Raw genomic sequence first — 18742 nt, 5'->3', positions numbered from 1 at the left:
TCACGTGAAACAAACCACCGTGGCAGGGTTAGCCATGTTGGTAGGCCTTGCGGATCTCCTCGGCAATGATATCAATGCCTTTTTGCATTGCCTTATCATCTTGAACGTAGTTCATCCTCAGGCACTCATGGCGGTGCGGCCATTCGCCTTCCAGGCCAATGAAGAAGTATTCGCCCGGGACAATGAGGACCCCGCGGGCCTTGAGACGTTGGTATAGATCCAAGGTTGTGATAGGAAGCCCGTCAAACCAGAGCCACAGGAAAATAGCACCTTCGGGTTTGTGGATCCGAAACCGTGGATCGGGGATGGCTTGGCGGAGCATCTCGACAGCCCGCGCTGCCTTGTCCTTGTAGAACGGCTTGATGACGTCTTCACTCAGCGGGATGAGATCACCTTGCTCGATCATCTTGTGTGCCAGCGCCGGGCCGATGCTGCCGGGGGCGAGGCTCAGAACCCCGTTCATGTTAGCGATTGCCGTGGTGATAGCCTCATTGGCGACGACTATCCCGCAGCGCGCGCCGGGCAGCCCGAGTTTGGACAGGCTAAGGCAAAGCACGGTATTGGGGTTCCAGTTGATTGTGACGTCTTCGAAAATGATGTCCGGGAAGGGCATACCATAGGCATTGTCGATGATGAGCGGGATCCCATGCTGATGTGCGAGCTGGTCGAGGTGGGCCATCTCGGCGTTGGTCAGGACATTGCCGGTTGGGTTGGTCGGCCGCGAAGCGCAAATGGCTCCGATATTTTCGTCGATGAGCAGTTGTGTGAAATCGACATGGTATTTGAACATCTGGTTGTCGAGCAGGGTAATGGCGGGCTTGTACGAGACAAACATGTCTTCGCATAGCCCTGAATCACCATAACCTATATATTCCGGTGATAGCGGCAGCAGGATTTTCTTTTTCCTTCCGTCAGGGAATTCACCGGCCAGTAGATTGAATAGGTTGAAGAAGGCGCTTTGGCTACCGTTGGTCAGCGCGATATTGCGGGCTGAAATTCCCCAGCCGTATCGGGCATTGAGCAAATCGGCCAGAGCATTGATAAAAGTGTTTTTCCCTTGTGGTCCGTCATAATTGGTCAAGGCAGCAGTCAGTTCGCCGGAGGCTGCCATTTGGGCGCAAAGCTGGTTGAAATAGGCGACCATGGCGGGGATCTGGGCGGGGTTCCCGCCTCCTAGCATAATGGCATCGGGATTGCGGAGCCCGTCATTGAGATCATCCATTAGCTGGGTGATCCCGGAATAACGGGCAAATTTGTCGCCAAAGGTAGAAAACTCCATGTACTGTTGACCTCGGTGTGCTGTCTGATTTGTATGCGATGTGGTTGTTGTTTATGTTGTGTTTGGCTCAACATACCTCAACCTCGATCTGAGCGAAAGCCCTTGCTGTGTATTGCTCTGGCTAATCATCACCGGATGAAAGGGATATCTTTTAGTGTAGTGTGGCTGGTGGGAAGCGAGAGGGAGGCCATATGCTGACTGCCAAGGGGGGATGTTTCACGTGAAACGGCCACATAGAAAAAACCCCGGCAGGGCCGGGGTTGGATAATTGTTTTTGGGCGATTATTTCTGCAGAAGAGAAATATCGGCCACCTTCAGGAACTCGTTACGCAGTAGGTTTAGCATCGTCAGACGGTTCACTTTTAGTTGTTCGTCATCGGCCATAACCATTACGTTATCGAAGAAGGCATCGACAGCTTCACGCAGGGTGGCCAGCTCAGACAATGCCTGCTGGTAGTCACCGTTGGCAAATACTGGAGCTAGCGTTGCCAGCATCGCATCGATATCTTTTGCCAGTGCCTGCTCTGCGTCTTCAACCAACAGCTCGTGGTTGATAGTGTCAGCTAGCTCGCCGTCAAATTTGGCAAGGATGTTGCCAACGCGCTTGTTCGCTGCGGCCAGAGACTCGGCTGCATCAAGAGCGCGGAAGTGGCTAACCGCTTTAATGCGTTTGTCGAAGTCTGCAGGTTTGGTTGGGTGGCGAGCCAATACGGCTTGGATCGCGTCAACACTGTGACCTTCGTCCTGGTACCAGGCGCGGAAGCGGCCTAGCATGAATTCCAGTACTTCTTCCTGAACATCGGCATTGCTTAGCTTGTCGGCCAGTAGTTCGTGTGCCTTGGCGATCAGGTCAACAAGGTCAAGATCGTAGCCTTTCTCAACGATGATACGTAGAACACCTAGGGCCGCACGGCGAAGGGCGAACGGGTCGCTGCCTTTTGGTGCCTGGCCAATACCGAAGATACCCACCAAGGTATCTAACTTGTCTGCCATAGCAACAGCGGCAGAAACATCGGTGCTTGGTAGCTCGTCACCGGCAAAACGAGGCATGTACTGCTCGTTCAGTGCCAGTGCCACTTCCTCTGCTTCACCGTCATGGCGAGCGTAGTGCATGCCCATTACGCCTTGGGTATCGGTAAATTCGAATACCATCGACGTCATCAGGTCACACTTGGACAGCAGGCCGGCACGCTCTGCGTGCTCAACGTTGGCACCGATCTGCTGGGCGATGTAGCCAGACAGCGCGGTGATACGGTCTGTCTTGTCGCGCAGGGTACCCAGTTGCTTCTGGAACAGGACACTGTCAAGTTCAGTCAGGCGTTCAACCAGAGGGCGCTTGCGGTCTGTGTTGAAGAAGAACTCGGCATCAGCCAGACGAGGGCGGACAACCTTCTCGTTACCGGCGATGATCTGGCTTGGGTCCTTCGAGATGATGTTCGATACGAAGATAAACTTAGGCAGTAGCTTGCCGTTATCGTCGTAGATTGGGAAGTACTTCTGGTCACCCTTCATAGTGTAAACAAGGGCTTCTGAAGGCACCTTCAGGAACTCTTCCTCGAACGACGCGGTTAGGACAACCGGCCACTCAACCAGTGATGTCACTTCTTCTAGCAGGTCGTCTTCAAGATCGGCATTACCGCCAACGATTTCGGCTGCTTTCTGTGCGTCAGCTAGGATGATAGCTTTACGTGCGTCGTAATCAGCCATTACCATGCCGCGCTCTTCAAGTAGAGCAGGGTATTGGTCTGCATGGTCGATAGTGAATTCAGCTTCGCCCATGAAGCGGTGACCGCGAACGGTACGGCCAGATTCTACGCCCAGGATAGTGCCCGCGATCAGCTCGTCACCCAACAGCATAGTCAGGGTTTTCACCGGACGGATGAACTGGGTGTCTTTGTCGCCCCAGCGCATTGGCTTAGGGATAGGCAACTTTGCAAGAGCCGCTGCTGCGAGTTCAGGGAGCAGTGCTTGGACCGGTTGGCCTTTGACTTCCTGCTTGTACAGTAGCCATTCGCCTTTGTCGGTCACCATGCGCTCGGCTTGATCGACGGTGATACCGTTGCCACGTGCCCAGCCTTCGGCAGCCTTGGTTGGGTTGCCGTCAGCATCGAATGCTGAAGCAACCGCCGGGCCACGCTTCTCAACGACTTTGTCTGGTTGGCCGGCAGCCAGTGCAGTGACTTTCAGTGCTAGGCGGCGAGGTGCGGCAAACCACTTGATGCTCTGGAAGGCAAGATCGGCACCGTTAAGCTCGGCTTCAAAGTTCTCGGCAAATGCTTCTGCCAGAGTACGAAGGGCTTTTGGTGGTAGCTCTTCGGTACCTAGTTCGATTAGGAAATTCTTGTCGCTCATGCCGATCCCTTATTTGTTAGTTTTGCACATCGGGAAGCCCAGTGCTTCGCGTGAAGCATAGTAGGCTTCAGCAACCTGTTTGGTTAGGTTGCGGATACGCAGGATGTAACGCTGGCGCTCGGTAACCGAGATTGCCTTGCGGGCATCTAGCAGGTTGAAGGCATGACCGGCCTTGAGGATACGCTCGTAGGCAGGTAGCGGCAGTGGGGTCTCAAGCGCTAGCAGTGACTGGCACTCTTTCTCGCACTGGTCGAAGAACGTGAACAGGAAGTCTACGTCAGCATGCTCGAAGTTGTAGGTCGATTGTTCCACCTCGTTCTGGTGGAAGATGTCGCCGTAGGTCACTTTGCCTAGCGGGCCGTCGGTCCATACTAGGTCATAGACAGAATCAACGCCCTGGATGTACATCGCCAGACGCTCGATACCGTAAGTGATTTCGCCGGTGACAGGCTTGCACTCAAGGCCGCCTACCTGCTGGAAGTAAGTAAACTGGGTTACTTCCATACCGTTTAGCCACACTTCCCAGCCTAGACCCCAGGCACCCAGTGTCGGGTTTTCCCAGTTGTCTTCAACAAAGCGGATGTCGTGAATTTGAGTATCGATACCCAGTGCTTCCAGCGAACCCAGGTAAAGTTCCTGGATATTGTCAGGTGATGGCTTGATGATCACCTGGAACTGGTAGTAGTGCTGAAGGCGGTTTGGGTTTTCGCCGTAGCGGCCGTCGGTAGGACGGCGAGATGGCTGTACATACGCCGCTGCAATAGGTTCTGGACCCAGAGCACGAAGACATGTCATTGGGTGAGAGGTACCTGCGCCCACTTCCATGTCGAGAGGTTGCACAATGGTACAACCTTGTTGGCCCCAGTAATCCTGCAGCGCGAGGATCATGCCCTGAAAGGTTTTAATATCGAATTTCTGCATTGTCAGCTTCGCGTGTTAAATGGATTAAGAGATAAAAAGTAACAATCCAGTATACCTCGCCAGCCCTTGCCCTAGTAGAGTCAGTGACTATTTTTTGCCCATCCATGCTGAATTTGTTTAAATTAGTTGGGATTGCCGCGTAACGGATATCGGCATGTATACATTTTTTACATTGTTCTGATATTCAGAAGTGGTAAATCGCTACACTTATTCGATAAGCATAAATCGTACACTGTACAGTTAATTAGTCTGTGAGGCGGCAGTTCCGCCATTGATGGGAAACGGATATGGAATTGATGTGTTTGGGCCATTCTGGCAAATGGGTGAGAAACATTGTGTTTGCATCTTTGACTGCAATGGCGGCGAGCGGGTGCTCAACGACAAACCCGTATACGGGTGAAGAGCAGACGGCCAAGGCGACGGGCGGTGCGCTGATTGGCGCATTGGCTGGCGCGGCAATCGGCGTGGCATCGTCGAGCAAGAGTGACCGCGGCAAGGGTGCGTTGATTGGCGCAGCATCGGGTGCAGCACTGGGCGGTGGTATCGGCTATTACATGGATGTGCAGGAAGCTGAATTGCGCAAGCAGCTCCAGTCGACGGGGATCAGCGTAACTCGCGATGGCGACAACATCATTCTGAATATGCCCAATTCGATCACCTTCGGGGTAGACCAAACGGATCTCAGCGTTCGGGCTAAGCGTGCCTTGTACAATGTTGCCCTGGTGGCAAAAGAGTACAACAAGACTATGTTGAACGTATACGGCTTTACCGATAGCACCGGCTCTGCATCATACAACTTGCGCTTGTCTCAGGTTCGTGCGAGCGAGGTGAGCAATCAGTTGATGCGTGATGGGGTCAAGAGCAACCGTCTTGTAACTAAAGGCATGGGCGAAGCCCATCCTATCGCGACGAATAGCTCTGAGCAGGGGCGTTCGCAAAACCGACGGGTTGAAATTGTGCTTTCGCCATTGTCTTAATCCTATGTGTTGCGGGCTATATCCCAGCCTATGAAAAGGAGCCTCAGGGCTCCTTTTTTTGATCTTGAATCCACAGGGCTAGATCCGTACAATCGGCGTTCCTTTGGGGAGTAGCCTCTTGCTCTGGCAAGACGGGTGTCAACATAATTGAAGCAAAATCTTCATGGCATTCGTGACCAACCCGTGCCGGGCTGGTTTGGCAAGACCATAGGTAAACCAGCATGAACCGGGGTGGGGCGTGCGCGTTTACTTGTGGCTAAAATAATATCCCTGCCCCGAAGAGCATGTCGTGAGTATTCTAGCTATATCCATTACCTCTGTCGCTTTGGCCGAAATTGGCGACAAGACCCAGTTGTTATCCCTGCTGCTTGCCAGCCGTTATCGCAAACCTGTACCTATCATCGCTGCTATTTTCTTGGCGACAATTGCCAATCATGCACTGGCTGCTTGGCTTGGTGTGGTTGTTGCCGACTACTTAACTCCCGATATCCTCAAATGGGTATTGGTGGTGTCGTTTGTCGCGATGGCCGGCTGGATCCTGATCCCTGATAAGCTTGATGACGATGAATCTATCTCCAACCGCGGGCCTTTTATTGCCAGTTTTATTGCTTTCTTCGTGGCTGAGATTGGAGACAAGACCCAGGTTGCGACCACTATGTTGGGGGCGAAGTACCATGATGGCCTGATGTGGGTCGTGTTGGGGACGACAATCGGGATGTTGTTGGCGAATGTCCCGGTCGTGCTGATTGGAAAATTGTCTGCCGAGCGGATGCCGCTTGCGCTGATCCGTAAAATTACGGCGGCATTGTTCGTTGGTCTGGCTGTAGCGGCAGCCATTGGAATGTAGGTATCGAGGCTGTGATTGTTTCACGTGGAACATCGGCCAATGATATTGAAATGACAGCAATATAAAGTGTGACAATCACGGCAGCGTGGGGGGGATGACCGTGCTATGTTGGAAACAGTTCCGGCAAGCGGAGGTTGAGGAGGGGGTATGGATCGTTTTCTTGCAATATCACCACGCAGCCAATTTTGGTTGTTCAATTTTGCTTTGGCACTCAATATTTTGGGTATGGTACTAACGGATATGTGGTTACCAATGGTGGTCGGGGCGATTGTAACGACTTACTTGTCGGTGGATGCCCTGGTACGTTTGCGCTATATCCAGCCATTGAAGAAAGAGATCCGTGAACTTCGCCATGAGCTGGATCTTGCCCGCCGCCAGTTGAGGGACAGCCAAGACTGATGTCGTAAGGGTCAATATTTATAAAAAAGCCGCTCACAATGAGCGGCTTTTTTAATTGCTTCCCTTTTTGATCAGGTAGCGGTATGGCAGGGTGTCGGTATCGGCCGCCACCAGTGTATGGTCCATAAAGCGGCAAAAGCTCGGGATATCCCGGGTTGTCGATGGGTCATCTGCGGTGATCAGCAGGGTTTCACCCTCCGCCATCTTCCTGACTGTTTTCCTTACCATCATTACCGGCTCTGGGCAGCGTAGCCCTTGTGCTTCTAGACAGTGGGTTGGATTGTCGAATTCTGCAGTCATAATCATTACATCTTGCTGTGAGGGTATCGATGATACTGATGGGCAAGAATTAATCAATAAGGGTTGGCAAATCCCAATAAAAGGTGTAACTTGGTTAACATCTTGTTAACGTTTGTCTTCTAAGGATCAGGAGGACCTATGCTGACTCAGACGGATCGCCTCACCATATACAGTGTGCTGTGCTTCATTACGTTTTGTTCGCTGATGCTGCGCGCCCCTAATGATACGAGTTTGTTTGCCCTTGGCGGGCTCATCTCTGCCGCTTTTGGTCTCTGGTTTGAGCTAACTAACTCACCAGAACTTGAAGAAGAAAGCGACAGCTAGCAGTTACCCATCTATATCCTCCCAGTTTTCTTGGGCTTCTCCCGCTGTTAGGCGGGCTTTTTTTTATTGGGCGCGACATAATTGGCAGGGTAAGAGAAGTAGTGGTGTAAGCAAGCCGATATCAGATAGGAGCCCTATGGAGCTGGAAGATGTGTACCGCCGTGATTTGAATTTGTTGGTAGCCCTTAAGGTGCTGCTCGAGGAAGGCAGTGTCAGCAGAGCGGCGGTGAGGCTGAACCTCAGCCAGTCGGCGATGAGCCGGGTGCTGGGTCGCCTGCGTAGTCTTGTTGGCGATCCGCTGTTTACCCGTCAGGGGCAGCACCTGTTGCCGACCCAGCGAGCACTGGAGCTTAGCGAGCAACTCGATGCCCCGCTGGAGGCTATGCGTACACTGTTGACGCCGGTAAACTTCCGTCCCGAGGATTGCGATCAGCGGTTTGTCATCGCAACCACCGATTATGCGATGCAGACTATCTTGCCGTTTGCCTTGCCGCGGATCTACAGCGAGGCACCGCGTATCTCGCTCGAGTTCTCGCCGCTCCAGCATGATAATATGCCCAATCAACTGACCGCTGGCGGGTGCGATATGGCACTGTGTCGACCGACTGGCCCGGTTGAGCCACTGTGCAGTGATTATCTGGGGCCGGTTAGTGTATTTTGCCTGCTGTCGCGTAAACATCCGCTGGCCAATGCCGATCTGACATTGGATGATTACCTGACCTATCCCCATGCGATGATTGCCATCAGCGATGGGGTGAAGGCGCTGATTGACGATGCCTTGAGGGGGTATCCATCGCGGTGGATGGCACTGCGGGCCTACCATTTGGAAGCGGCGCTGGCCATTGTCGAGTCGATGCCGTTGATTATTACGGTGCCGGCGGATTTGGCTTATCTGGTGGCCGACAGGCATGACTTGGTGATCAAGCCCTTGCCGTTCGAGTTTAAGCCGTTCGAGTATTCGCTGATCTGGCACCCGCGTTGTGAGCATTCGGCGCCGCAGATCTGGTTGCGTCAATTGATCAAGGAAGAGTGCGGCAAGCTGATCAACCAGCGTATCCGCGATATGGGGTTGGGAGAGTGATAGGGAGTATTTTTGAGGGGCCGCAGCGATAAAAAAGGCCTGCACAGGGCAGGCCAAAAAGGTAGTCAGGTGTTGTGTTTAGTTATAGTTTAATCACAACACGGCCAGTGATCTGGCCATTGGTAATCGCATCGGCACACTCAATAACCTGCTCCAGGTTTACCTCGCGGCAGGCTTGCTCGAAGTATGAGGCTGGTAGTAGCTCAGCCAGTCGCTGCCAGGCTTTCTGGCGCTTCTCGTATGGGCACATCACTGAATCGATGCCCAGCAATTTTACATTGCGCAGGATGAAAGGCATGACGGTAGTTGGCAGGTCGAAACCGCCAGCTAGGCCGCACGCGGCTACTGCGCCGTCGTAGTCGATCTGTGCCAGCACCTTGGCCAGCACCTTGCTGCCAACGGTATCAACAGCACCTGCCCAGAGCTGCTTTTCCAGTGGGCGAGCCGGTTCTTCCAGCTCACTGCGCTCGACGATGCGGCTTGCGCCAAGGGCTTTTAGCAGTTCGCCATTTTCACTGGCACGGCCGGTTACGGCAGCAACGGTGTAGCCAAGTTGGGAAAGCAGGGTGACAGCAACCGAGCCAACACCGCCGCTTGCGCCTGTTACTAGAATTTCCCCTGCTTCTGGTTTGACGCCAGCATCAACCAGAGCCTGCACACATAGCATTGCCGTGATACCAGCCGTACCGATCATCATCGATTGCTTACCATCAATGCCTTGTGGTAGCGGAACCAGCCAGTCTGCTTTTAGTCGGGCACGTTCGGACATCCCGCCCCAATGGCCTTCACCCACGCCCCAGCCAGTCAGGACAACTTTGTCACCAGCTTGGTAGCGTTCATCAGCTGATTCCAGCACGGTACCGGTCAGGTCGATACCTGGCACCATTGGGAAGTGGCGGGCAATTTTGCCCTTGCCGGTAATCGCCAGGCCATCTTTGTAGTTCAGGGAAGAGTAGTCGACATCGATTAGGACATCGCCTTCTGGCAGCTGGCTTTCATCAAGCTGCTCGATAGTCGCGATAGTTTTTTTCTCTTCTTGGTTCAGTACCAGTGCCTTAAACATAATGATGCTCCGAAATAAACAAGCGTCTGAATTAGCGTGGTTTAGAGTGTAGACCTGAAACAAGTATGAATAAAATGAATCTTTGTCATTTTATCTATGTGTATGACGCATAAGAGACTATGAATAAAGAAGCCCGCCGAAGCGGGCTGGTCGGTCTAGCGTTGATCAGGGGCGTTCGAAGACGGTGGCGATACCTTGGCCAAGGCCGATACACATGGTGGCCAGGCCGAATTCGGTATCTTGTTGCTCCATCAAATTGATCAGCGTGGTGGCGATCCGAGCTCCCGAGCAACCCAGCGGGTGGCCGAGGGCAATTGCCCCGCCGTTGAGATTGACCTTCTCGTCGAGGTGATCAAGTAGGCCGAGATCCTTGGCGCAAGGCAACGACTGGGCGGCAAAGGCCTCGTTGAGTTCGACTAAACCAATATCGCCCATTGTCAGCCCGGCCCGCTTGAGGGCTTTTTGGCTGGCTGGGACAGGGCCATAGCCCATGATAGAGGGATCACAGCCGGCAATAGCCATCGACTTGATACGGGCACGTATGGTCAGCCTCAGTTCCTTGGCACGGCTCTCGCTCATGACCAGCATGGCCGAAGCGCCGTCGGACAGCGCCGATGACGAGCCGGCTGTGACGGTGCCGTTGGCCGGATCGAACACCGGCCTTAGCGCCGACAGTGATTCGGTAGTGGTATCCGGGCGGATCACCTCGTCGTGGATTAATTGGATCAGGCGTCCTTCGCTGTCATGTCCTTCTGTTGGTAGGATTTCGTGGCTGAAACGGCCTTCGACGGTGGCGGCATGGGCGCGTTGATGCGAGCGGGCGGCAAAGGCATCTTGCAGCTCACGGCTGATCCCGTGCATCCTGCCCAGCATCTCGGCGGTAAGTCCCATCATGCCTGCGGCTTTGGCGACGGATTTCGACAGCCCAGGGTGGAAGTCGACCCCGTGGTTCATTGGGACGTGGCCCATATGTTCGACACCGCCCACGAGGCAGGTTTCTGCATCCCCGACCATAATTGCGCGGGCGGCATCGTGCAGCGCCTGCATCGATGATCCGCAAAGCCGGTTAACCGTGGTGGCCCCGATGGTATGCGGCAGCCCGGCAAGCAGGGCTGCATTACGGCCGATATTGAAGCCTTGCTCAAGGGTTTGCTGGACACAGCCCCAGTAGATATCTTCGATATTGTTGGGATCGAGCTGCGGGTTTCTGACCATCAGCCCCTTCATCAGGTGGGCGGAGAGATCCTCTGCGCGGACATGGCGGTAGGCGCCGCCTTTCGAGCGGCCCATCGGGGTCCGGATACAATCAACAATGACTACGTTATTCATTTCTTATTTCCTTATCCTTGAAACCACAGGTTCACGCACATGAGGCGGCTGGGTAGTAGCTCTCGCCTTGGGCGGCCTTTTCCCTTAATCCCGCAGGGATCTGGTAGATTTCCCCGAGATGGGCATAGCTGTCGGCCATCGCGACGTAGTTGGCTAGTCCTAGAGTGTCTAGGTAGCGGAAGACCCCGCCGCGGAACGGAGGGAAGCCAAGGCCATACACTAGAGCCATGTCGGCTTCTGCCGGGCTGGCGATGATCCCTTCCTCTAGGCAGCGGACCACCTCGTTGATCATGGGGACCATCATTCGGGCAATGATGGTTTCGGCATCGTATTGACCGGACTGGTTGGCCACCGGGGCAAGTAGTTCGCCCACGCTCGGATCGGCCGCTTTTTTCGGTTTGCCTTTGCGGTCAATGCTGTAGGTGTAAAAACCGTTGCCGTTCTTCTGGCCGTAGCGCTGGCTCTCGAACATCACGTCGACAGCGTCGCGGTAATCCTTGGCCATCCGCGATGGGAACCCTTCGGCCATAACGGCCTGGGCATGGTGGGCGGTATCGATACCGACAACATCGAGCAGGTAGGCCGGGCCCATGGGCCAGCCGAATTGTTTTTCCATGACTTTGTCGATATCGGCAAAGTTGGCGCCGTCGCGCAATAACATGCTGAAGCCGGCAAAGTAGGGGAACAGAACCCGGTTGACGAAGAACCCCGGGCAGTCATTGACCACAATCGGTGATTTGCCCATCTTGGCGGCGTAGGCGACGACGCGGTTGATGGTGTCGTCGGAGGTCTGTTTGCCCCGGATGATTTCTACCAATGGCATCCGGTGAACGGGGTTGAAAAAATGCATGCCGCAGAAGTTCTCTGGGCGCTCGAGTCCGGCGGCGAGCAGGTTGATTGGAATGGTGGAGGTGTTGGAGGCCAATATGGTGCTGTTGCTTACTTGCTGCTCGACTTCGCGCAGGACGGTAGCTTTGACTTTCGGGTTCTCGACAACTGCCTCGACCACGATGTCGGCCTGCTCTGCCCCGGTATAATGAAGGCTGGGGGTGATCCCGCTAAGGATGTTGGCCATTTTCAGCCCGTCTATGCGACCGCGCTCGAGCTGTTTGTTGAGGAGCTTGGCAGCTTCACCCATCCCGAGATCAAGTGATGCCTGGGCGATATCCTTCATCAGTACCGGCGTCCCCTTGAGGGCTGACTGGTAGGCAATCCCTCCCCCCATGATCCCGGCGCCCAGTACCATTGCTCGCTCGGTAGGTTGTCCGCTCTTACCGGCTTTCTTGGCCAGCCCCTTGATGTATTGGTCATTGAGGAAAAGCCCAACTAGGGCCTTGGCGACATCGGTTTTTGCGAGGCTGACAAAGTGGCTGTTCTCGATGGCCAAGGCTTCGTCACGTCCACAGTGCGCTGCTTCGGCTATGGTCTGGACCGCTGTGATAGGGGCTGGGTAGTGGGGGCCAGCCACTTTGCTAACCATTGCCTTGGCGGTGGTGAAGCTCATCGTGGCCTCGGTTCTGTTTAGTCCCAGCGGGGCTTTTTTCTGGGCTCTGCGAGATTGCCAGTCGAGCCTGCCGGTTATGGCATCGTTGATCATGGCTATGGCGGCAGTGCGTAGTTGATCCGGAGCTACTACGGCATCAACCAAGCCCAGCTTGAGGGCATCGACGGCTTTTTTATCCTTGCCCGCTGTGATGATTTCCATCGCGGAGTCTGCCCCGATCAAACGTGGTAGGCGGACTGTGCCGCCAAAGCCCGGCATGATCCCCAGTTTGGTTTCGGGTAAGCCGATACGGGCTGTGGTATCGGCCAGTCGGAAGTCCGTGGCCAGAACGCATTCGCAGCCGCCCCCGAGGGCATGGCCGTTGATTGCCGCTAGGGTTGGGACCGAGAGATCCTCGAGCTTGTTGAAGATATCGTTGGCGTAGGTTAGCCAGCGGGAGAGTTCTTCGGCGGGCTGGGCGAACAGGCCGAGGAACTCGGTGATGTCGGCTCCGACAATGAAGGCGTCCTTGGCGGATGTCAGGATCAGGCCTTGTAATTCGCTTTCATGGTACAGGGCGTTGATTGCTTCGTTGAAACTTTCCAGGGTCTTGGTATCGAATTTGTTAACGGCGCCGGTAGCATTGAGGCACAGCTCCGCGATGCCGTCATCCAGATAGCGGACGGTTAGGGTTTCACCTTGGTAAATCATGTTCTCTCTCCATGAATTCCGGTCTTTGCCGGATCTGATTTAACTGGTTTGACCTGTTAGCAGGTTAAATTATAGTCTGAACCCGAGATGAAACGAATACAATACCTATTTTAAACATTTGTTTAACTTTTTGTGTGTGGTTGGTATTAAAAATGCAAGGTGGAATGCATAAATTTGCGAGCTGATAAAGGTTTTTTGTTCTGTATTTCAATGTATTGGCTGTTTTGGGATGTGGCTCGAAGGGATCGGGGGGGCACTGGTAATTTCATTATCAGCGATCGTTAATGGGGGGAGCCACGGTATGGGGCTGTGGCTTATCCATTCGAAGGATCGAGAGATATGAATATAAAGCTGACACTCGTTTCGGCGGCTTTGGCAGCAGCCTTGGTTCCTGCGGTGGGCCAGGCGGTGATGATGAAACCCGAGCCTGTCCATGTGCCCGGTATTGACCTTAGCTGGGTGCCGGATCTCCCGCCAGGTGACCCTCTGTTTGTTCACCAGTGGCATATGCGCAATACCGGCCAGACGGCTTTTTCGAAATCCGCGGGGACGCCGGGTCAGGACATGAATTTGTGGCTGACCCATCTTTTGGGAATCCATGGTGTTGGTGTCAATGTGGCCATCATTGATGATGGGCTGGAAATCGCACATCCGGATTTGGCGGGCAATATCCGGCCGGGCTCTCGGGACTTGGTCAACGGCGATGATGACCCAACGCCGGATAATCCGACAGATACTCATGGGACCTCAGTAGCGGGCTTAGCGGCGGCGGTTGGCTGGAACGGTATCGGTGGCCGAGGAGTCGCACCGCGGGCCGGGCTCAAAGGTTATAATTGGCTCAAGAGCCAGTCGGTTGAAGGTTGGTTGATGGCGCACGGGACAACGGAGCGGACCCGGGACGTACGGGTGTTCAACCAAAGCTATGGTTATGGGGTTATTTACCCGTTAGCCTATGATTTGGCCAATGATGCAAAATTAGCACTTGAAGAGCAGGTCTATGAGCAGGTGACCCGAGAGTCCCATCAGGGGCGGGGTAGCGTGTTTGTGAAGTCGGCGGGAAACAACTATGAGTACTTCCGCGCATGGTTAGGGACGGCATTCGGGGCGGCCTATGTGTTGCCGGGGGATTTTTTCGACGCTAACCGAGAGGGGCCTGCGAATAATGGCTTGCCGATGCAAGATAGCAACCTGACACCGACGAACGCCAGTTATTGGAATTTGACCGTGTCGTCATTGGATGCCCACGGTAAGCGTGCATCGTACAGTAGTGTTGGGGCCAATGTGTTTGTATCTGCACCGGGTGGTGAATACGGCGTCGACTCGCCGGCGATGGTGACAACAGATCTTACGGGGTGTGAGGCTGGCATGAATACAGCCACTCATACCGGAAATACGCTGCATGGTGGTACGGCCCTCGATCCGAATTGTGATTTTCGCGGTACGATGAATGGTACCTCATCGTCGGCCCCCAATACCTCAGGCGCTATAGCGCTGATCATGTCGGCTAATCCGGCCCTGAATTGGCGTGATATTCGTCATATATTGGCCTCAACGGCAACCAAAACGGATCCTGCTAACACGGGCGTGCCGCTGGCATTTACTCAGTCTTCTGGCGATCTTGCCACATATGATGCCATCCCGGGCTGGCAGACCAATGCTGCAGGTTATGATTTCCATAATTTCTATGGCTTTGGCCGAGTGAATATCGACTCGGCGGTCATGATGGCAATGCACTATAACGACCCGCTACCGCCACTTACGATTACGGATTGGATGACAACCAGAGCTGATAGGACGATTCCTGATGCAGATATTTCTGGTACCAGCTCGGCTGTTCAGCTTGATCATGACTTTGTGGTCGAGAGTGTGCAGGTTAAGGTAAATATTGACCATCAGAGAATCAATGACCTTGCGATGGAGTTGGTTTCTCCGTCGGGTACCCGTAGTGTGTTGTTGTCCCCGCGAACTGGTTTGGTTAGCCAGTCATTGGAACCGGCTGTTACCGGTTTTAGCCAGCAGTTATTGCTGACTCACCATTTTTATGGTGAATCGTCTGAAGGCCAATGGAAGCTGGTGGTACGGGATACCAACCAGGAGGCGGCAAGTTGGTTTGCTTATTTTGATCCGCAGAATGTCTTTCCTGTCGGATTACCGAATAACACCCAGGATGGCATCTTGAAGTCATGGGATATTCGTTTCTTCGGACATGGGGAGGATTAATTATGAAGATAAGGATGCATGTAATACTGGCGGGGTGTTTGTTAGCTGCAGGCACAATGGTCGTATCGGCCCAGGCTGCGGTGAGCGATCTTTCTCCTTTGCCCGTTCAGCAGCAGTGGGTTGCAGTGGGTGATATAGCCATTGCGGGTGAGCGTTATACCAAGTTGCTGCCTGCTGACGAAAGAAGCACAATGCGGGTGTTGCCGGCTCCTGTTGCAGAGCAAGGGGTCTTTGCTGGCGATAGACTGCTGTTGGCTGGTTCTGGTCAGGGACCGTCAAAAGTGAGTGGAGCGATAGTCATACGGCTGGAAGTTGGGGTAAATGCTGCGCAATTGGCACAGGATAGTCAGCTGGAGCTTGTTTTTAGCCATGGTGATATGGTTTTGCTGAAAGCATTGGATGGACAAGATTTGTTGCCAGTTATTGAGACTCTTGAGCATGACGACCGGGTTCGCCAAGTACAATTGGAGTTGGTGGGGAACCTCAACAGGCCACAATGATACCGGGGTGATTGTTGATTGATAAGGGGGGCGTTGTTCCCCCTTTTTTCTTATCTTTATCTTTCTATAAGTCTGACGTTGATGGATAAGGGTTGTGGTATTCTGTCGCGCTGTACGTTTTTTTGGCAATCTGAATAAGAGCGATATGACAGCAGCAGACCCCTATCAAGTCCCGGCAGAACCGGCGGTATTTGAAGAAGAGATCAAAAAAAGCCGCTTTATTACTTATCTGGCACATACTCCGTCGATTGAGGCGGCAAAGGCCTTTGTTCAGCATATTAAAGAGAAGCATTATGATGCCCGGCATAATTGTTGGGGATTCGTTGCTGGGCGGCCGGAGGATTCGATGAAGTGGGGGTTTAGTGATGATGGTGAGCCGTCAGGTACGGCTGGGAAACCCATCCTTGCGCAGCTTTCTGGTTCTGGTGTGGGGGAGATCACTGCAGTCGTTACCCGATATTCAGGTGGGATAAAACTGGGAACTGGCGGTTTGGTCAAAGCATATGGTGGTGGTGTACAGCAAGCCCTCGGTGTGCTGCAAACCAAAGAAAAGATTTTGACCACGGATCTAAAGCTGAGCTGTGAGTATAATCAGGTCTCACTGGTCGAAGCATTGCTGGTCGAGTTTGGTGGACAGCAGCAACATGCAGATTATGCCGATCGCGTTGCGATGGTGGTATCTCTTGATTGCCGGAAGGCGGATGCCTTCAGGGCAACCCTGTTTAATCGAAGCGGTGGTCAAATCTCGGCAGTGGTCAATGTTGAAGTTTCGTCTTCATAACCCTGTGTTGTCTATATAAAGGATGAGAGCCAGATAAGGCTATGCAATTTCGTTCCATTATCAGGATTGTCGGGCTGCTGCTCGCGCTATTCAGTGTAACCATGCTGGCACCGGCATTGGTTGCGTTATTCTACCGTGACGGGGCGGGCTTCCCGTTCGTGGTGACTTTCATGTTGCTGTTTGCGGGCGGAGCCTTGCTATGGCTGCCTAATCGGCATTATCGCCGGGAGCTCAAAGCCCGCGACGGTTTTTTAATTGTAGTGTTGTTCTGGACGGTTATCGGCAGCGCCGGAGCAGTCCCCTTTATCCTCGCCAAGACCCCTGACTTGTCTGTGACTGACTCCTTTTTTGAATCATTTTCGGCACTGACAACCACCGGGGCGACGGTTATCGTTGGCCTTGACCATTTGCCCAAGGCGATCTTGTTCTATCGGCAGCTGTTGCAGTGGTTTGGCGGGATGGGGATCATCGTGCTGGCTGTGGCGATATTGCCGGTATTGGGTATCGGTGGGATGCAGCTGTACCGGGCTGAAATCCCTGGGCCGGTAAAGGACAGTAAGATGACGCCGCGTATTGCCGAAACCGCGAAGGTGCTGTGGTATATCTATTTGGCCCTGACGGTCAGTTGTGCCCTGGCTTTTTGGTTGGCTGGGATGTCAGTTTTTGATGCGATCTCTCACAGTTTTTCGACGGTGGCGATAGGCGGTTTCTCGACGCATGATGCTAGCATGGGCTATTTCAACAGCCCGACGATTAATATGATCACCGTTGTGTTCCTGTTGATATCTGCCTGTAATTTCTCGCTCCACTTTGCTGCTTTTGCTAATGGTGGGGTTCATTTGAAGACATACTGGCGTGATCCTGAGTTTCGGGCTTTTTTGGCATCACAGCTGATCTTATTGTTGATTTGCTATGGGATGTTGCTAAAGCATCACTCCTATGATTCATATTTTGATGCTTTTGATCAGGCCCTGTTCCAGACGGTTTCGATATCTACCACGGCGGGCTTTACCACGACTAGCTTCTCTGAATGGCCGCTTTTCTTACCGGTACTACTGCTGTTTTCATCTTTCGTTGGTGGATGTGCTGGCTCGACGGGTGGTGGTATCAAGGTTATCCGGATGCTGCTGTTGATGCTTCAAGGGGTACGAGAACTTAAGCGTCTGGTTCATCCACGTGCTATTTATACGATTAAGATTGGTAATAAAGCGCTGCCACAGCGTGTGGTCGATGCGGTTTGGGGATTCTTCTCTGCGTACGCTTTGGTATTTGTTATCTGTATGCTGGCACTGATTGCTACAGGATTGGATGAGCTGACGGCGTTTTCCGCAGTGGCGGCGACCTTGAATAATCTTGGTCCGGGGCTGGGGCAGGTGGCTGTCCATTTTGGTGAAATTAATGACTCTGCCAAATGGGTACTGGTCATCGCTATGTTATTCGGCCGCCTTGAAGTGTTTACATTGTTGGTACTCTTTACACCGACATTTTGGCGTAATTAACAACAGATCTCCTGGAGGATGTTATGGAAAAAGTTTTGTTGCTGCATTCAAGCAGTGATGGCCAGACTGTCAAAATATTACGTCATATCGAAACGACGCTAGGTGGTGACTACCAGTGTGAATTGGTTGATTTGAACACATTACCTACGGTGGATTTTGCGGATTATGATCGGGTATTGGTCGGAGCCTCTATTCGTTACGGCCATCTAAATAAAAAGCTCTATCAGTTTATCGAGAGGTACCGAGATGAGCTTGACCAGAATAAGGTGGGTTTTTTCTGCGTGAATCTTACGGCACGTAAGGAAGGTAAGAATACGCCGGAGACAAGCGTGTATATGAAAACGTTCTTGAAGAAGTCTCCATGGTGTCCAAAGTTGCAGGAAGTATTTGCTGGGGCATTACGCTATCCGCGGTATGGATGGTTTGATCGTGTCATGATTCAATTCATTATGCGTATCACTGGCGGGGAAACAGATACTAGTAAAGAAGTCGAATATACAGATTGGCAGAAAGTAGAGGCCTTTGCAGCCCGGTTTAAGCACTATTAATCGGCTGTTTTAATACTTCTGTCCGTTTTTTGCTCGAACGGTTGGTTTGTGGGAAATATTTTCCAATAGCCTCTTGCTAATGTGATCGAACGCTCTATAATGCGACCCCACTGACACGGAATACGGCA

The 18742-nt window shown here is 53.0% G+C and carries 17 protein-coding genes; 10 read left to right on the top strand and 7 right to left on the bottom strand.

Features of this window, described 5'->3' with window-relative positions; translation table 11 throughout:
- Window positions 1–28 precede the first annotated feature (28 nt).
- From ABT56_RS20570 to glyQ, 3 genes are all read right to left on the bottom strand, one after another.
- Window positions 29–1279 (bottom strand): valine--pyruvate transaminase, encoded by a 1251-nt coding sequence (locus tag ABT56_RS20570; protein WP_047880803.1) that lies wholly within the window; start codon window positions 1277–1279, stop codon window positions 29–31.
- 282 nt (window positions 1280–1561) lie between these two features.
- Window positions 1562–3631, bottom strand: a complete 2070-nt coding sequence (glyS, locus tag ABT56_RS20565; protein WP_047880802.1) for a glycine--tRNA ligase subunit beta — start codon at window positions 3629–3631, stop codon at window positions 1562–1564.
- A gap of 9 nt (window positions 3632–3640) precedes the next feature.
- Window positions 3641–4552, bottom strand: coding sequence for a glycine--tRNA ligase subunit alpha (glyQ, locus tag ABT56_RS20560; protein ID WP_047880801.1), 912 nt, complete (start codon window positions 4550–4552; stop codon window positions 3641–3643).
- 287 nt (window positions 4553–4839) lie between these two features.
- Between glyQ and ABT56_RS20555 the strand changes: the two genes are divergently transcribed.
- The 3 genes from ABT56_RS20555 (at window position 4840) to ABT56_RS20545 (ending at window position 6775) form a co-directional block, all read left to right on the top strand.
- Window positions 4840–5529, top strand: coding sequence for a YiaD family glycine zipper/OmpA-like lipoprotein (locus ABT56_RS20555; RefSeq protein ID WP_084722442.1), 690 nt, complete (start codon window positions 4840–4842; stop codon window positions 5527–5529).
- Window positions 5530–5818: 289 nt separating this feature from the next.
- Window positions 5819–6376, top strand: a complete 558-nt coding sequence (locus tag ABT56_RS20550; RefSeq protein ID WP_047880800.1) for a TMEM165/GDT1 family protein — start codon at window positions 5819–5821, stop codon at window positions 6374–6376.
- A 147-nt stretch (window positions 6377–6523) separates the two neighbouring features.
- On the top strand, window positions 6524–6775 hold the full coding sequence (locus ABT56_RS20545) for a hypothetical protein (RefSeq protein WP_047880799.1): 252 nt from the start codon (window positions 6524–6526) through the stop codon (window positions 6773–6775).
- Between the two features lie 51 nt (window positions 6776–6826).
- Here ABT56_RS20545 and tusA read toward each other — a convergent pair whose 3' ends face one another.
- The gene (tusA, locus tag ABT56_RS20540) at window positions 6827–7075 is read right to left on the bottom strand and encodes a sulfurtransferase TusA (protein WP_047880806.1); all 249 of its coding nucleotides are present in this window, start codon (window positions 7073–7075) and stop codon (window positions 6827–6829) included.
- Between the two features lie 138 nt (window positions 7076–7213).
- Here tusA and ABT56_RS20535 point away from each other — a divergent pair, with 138 nt between their 5' ends.
- Both ABT56_RS20535 and ABT56_RS20530 read left to right on the top strand, forming a co-directional pair.
- On the top strand, window positions 7214–7399 hold the full coding sequence (locus tag ABT56_RS20535; RefSeq protein WP_047880798.1) for a hypothetical protein: 186 nt from the start codon (window positions 7214–7216) through the stop codon (window positions 7397–7399).
- A gap of 136 nt (window positions 7400–7535) precedes the next feature.
- Window positions 7536–8480 (top strand): LysR family transcriptional regulator, encoded by a 945-nt coding sequence (locus ABT56_RS20530; RefSeq protein ID WP_047880797.1) that lies wholly within the window; start codon window positions 7536–7538, stop codon window positions 8478–8480.
- Window positions 8481–8562: 82 nt separating this feature from the next.
- Here the strand turns inward: ABT56_RS20530 and acuI are convergent, their stop codons facing one another.
- From acuI to fadB, 3 genes are all read right to left on the bottom strand, one after another.
- On the bottom strand, window positions 8563–9543 hold the full coding sequence (acuI, locus tag ABT56_RS20525) for an acrylyl-CoA reductase (NADPH) (RefSeq protein ID WP_047880796.1): 981 nt from the start codon (window positions 9541–9543) through the stop codon (window positions 8563–8565).
- Window positions 9544–9708: 165 nt separating this feature from the next.
- On the bottom strand, window positions 9709–10872 hold the full coding sequence (fadA, locus tag ABT56_RS20520) for an acetyl-CoA C-acyltransferase FadA (RefSeq protein ID WP_047880795.1): 1164 nt from the start codon (window positions 10870–10872) through the stop codon (window positions 9709–9711).
- Window positions 10873–10903: 31 nt separating this feature from the next.
- A complete protein-coding gene (gene fadB, locus ABT56_RS20515) occupies window positions 10904–13066 on the bottom strand; it encodes a fatty acid oxidation complex subunit alpha FadB (RefSeq protein ID WP_047880794.1) in 2163 nt (720 codons plus the stop codon).
- A 339-nt stretch (window positions 13067–13405) separates the two neighbouring features.
- On the opposite strand from fadB, the gene ABT56_RS20510 reads away from it, so the two are divergent.
- From ABT56_RS20510 to hemG, 5 genes are all read left to right on the top strand, one after another.
- A complete protein-coding gene (locus ABT56_RS20510) occupies window positions 13406–15286 on the top strand; it encodes a S8 family serine peptidase (RefSeq protein ID WP_053062590.1) in 1881 nt (626 codons plus the stop codon).
- 2 nt (window positions 15287–15288) lie between these two features.
- Window positions 15289–15786 carry a hypothetical protein gene (locus ABT56_RS20505; protein ID WP_157037941.1) on the top strand — a complete coding sequence of 166 codons (498 nt, stop codon included), beginning with the start codon at window positions 15289–15291 and terminating at the stop codon, window positions 15784–15786.
- A gap of 145 nt (window positions 15787–15931) precedes the next feature.
- A complete protein-coding gene (locus ABT56_RS20500) occupies window positions 15932–16567 on the top strand; it encodes a YigZ family protein (RefSeq protein WP_047880804.1) in 636 nt (211 codons plus the stop codon).
- A gap of 41 nt (window positions 16568–16608) precedes the next feature.
- Entirely contained in the window at window positions 16609–18066 is a 1458-nt protein-coding gene (locus ABT56_RS20495; RefSeq protein WP_047880792.1) for a TrkH family potassium uptake protein, read from the top strand.
- Between the two features lie 23 nt (window positions 18067–18089).
- Window positions 18090–18614 carry a menaquinone-dependent protoporphyrinogen IX dehydrogenase gene (gene hemG / locus ABT56_RS20490; protein ID WP_047880791.1) on the top strand — a complete coding sequence of 175 codons (525 nt, stop codon included), beginning with the start codon at window positions 18090–18092 and terminating at the stop codon, window positions 18612–18614.
- Window positions 18615–18742: the final 128 nt, after the last annotated feature.

Source organism: Photobacterium aquae (genome assembly GCF_001029445.1).
GTDB classification, from domain to species: domain Bacteria; phylum Pseudomonadota; class Gammaproteobacteria; order Enterobacterales; family Vibrionaceae; genus Photobacterium; species Photobacterium aquae.
Note: the sequence above shows the minus strand (reverse complement) of the source record. Positions and strands in the feature narration are given on the sequence as shown.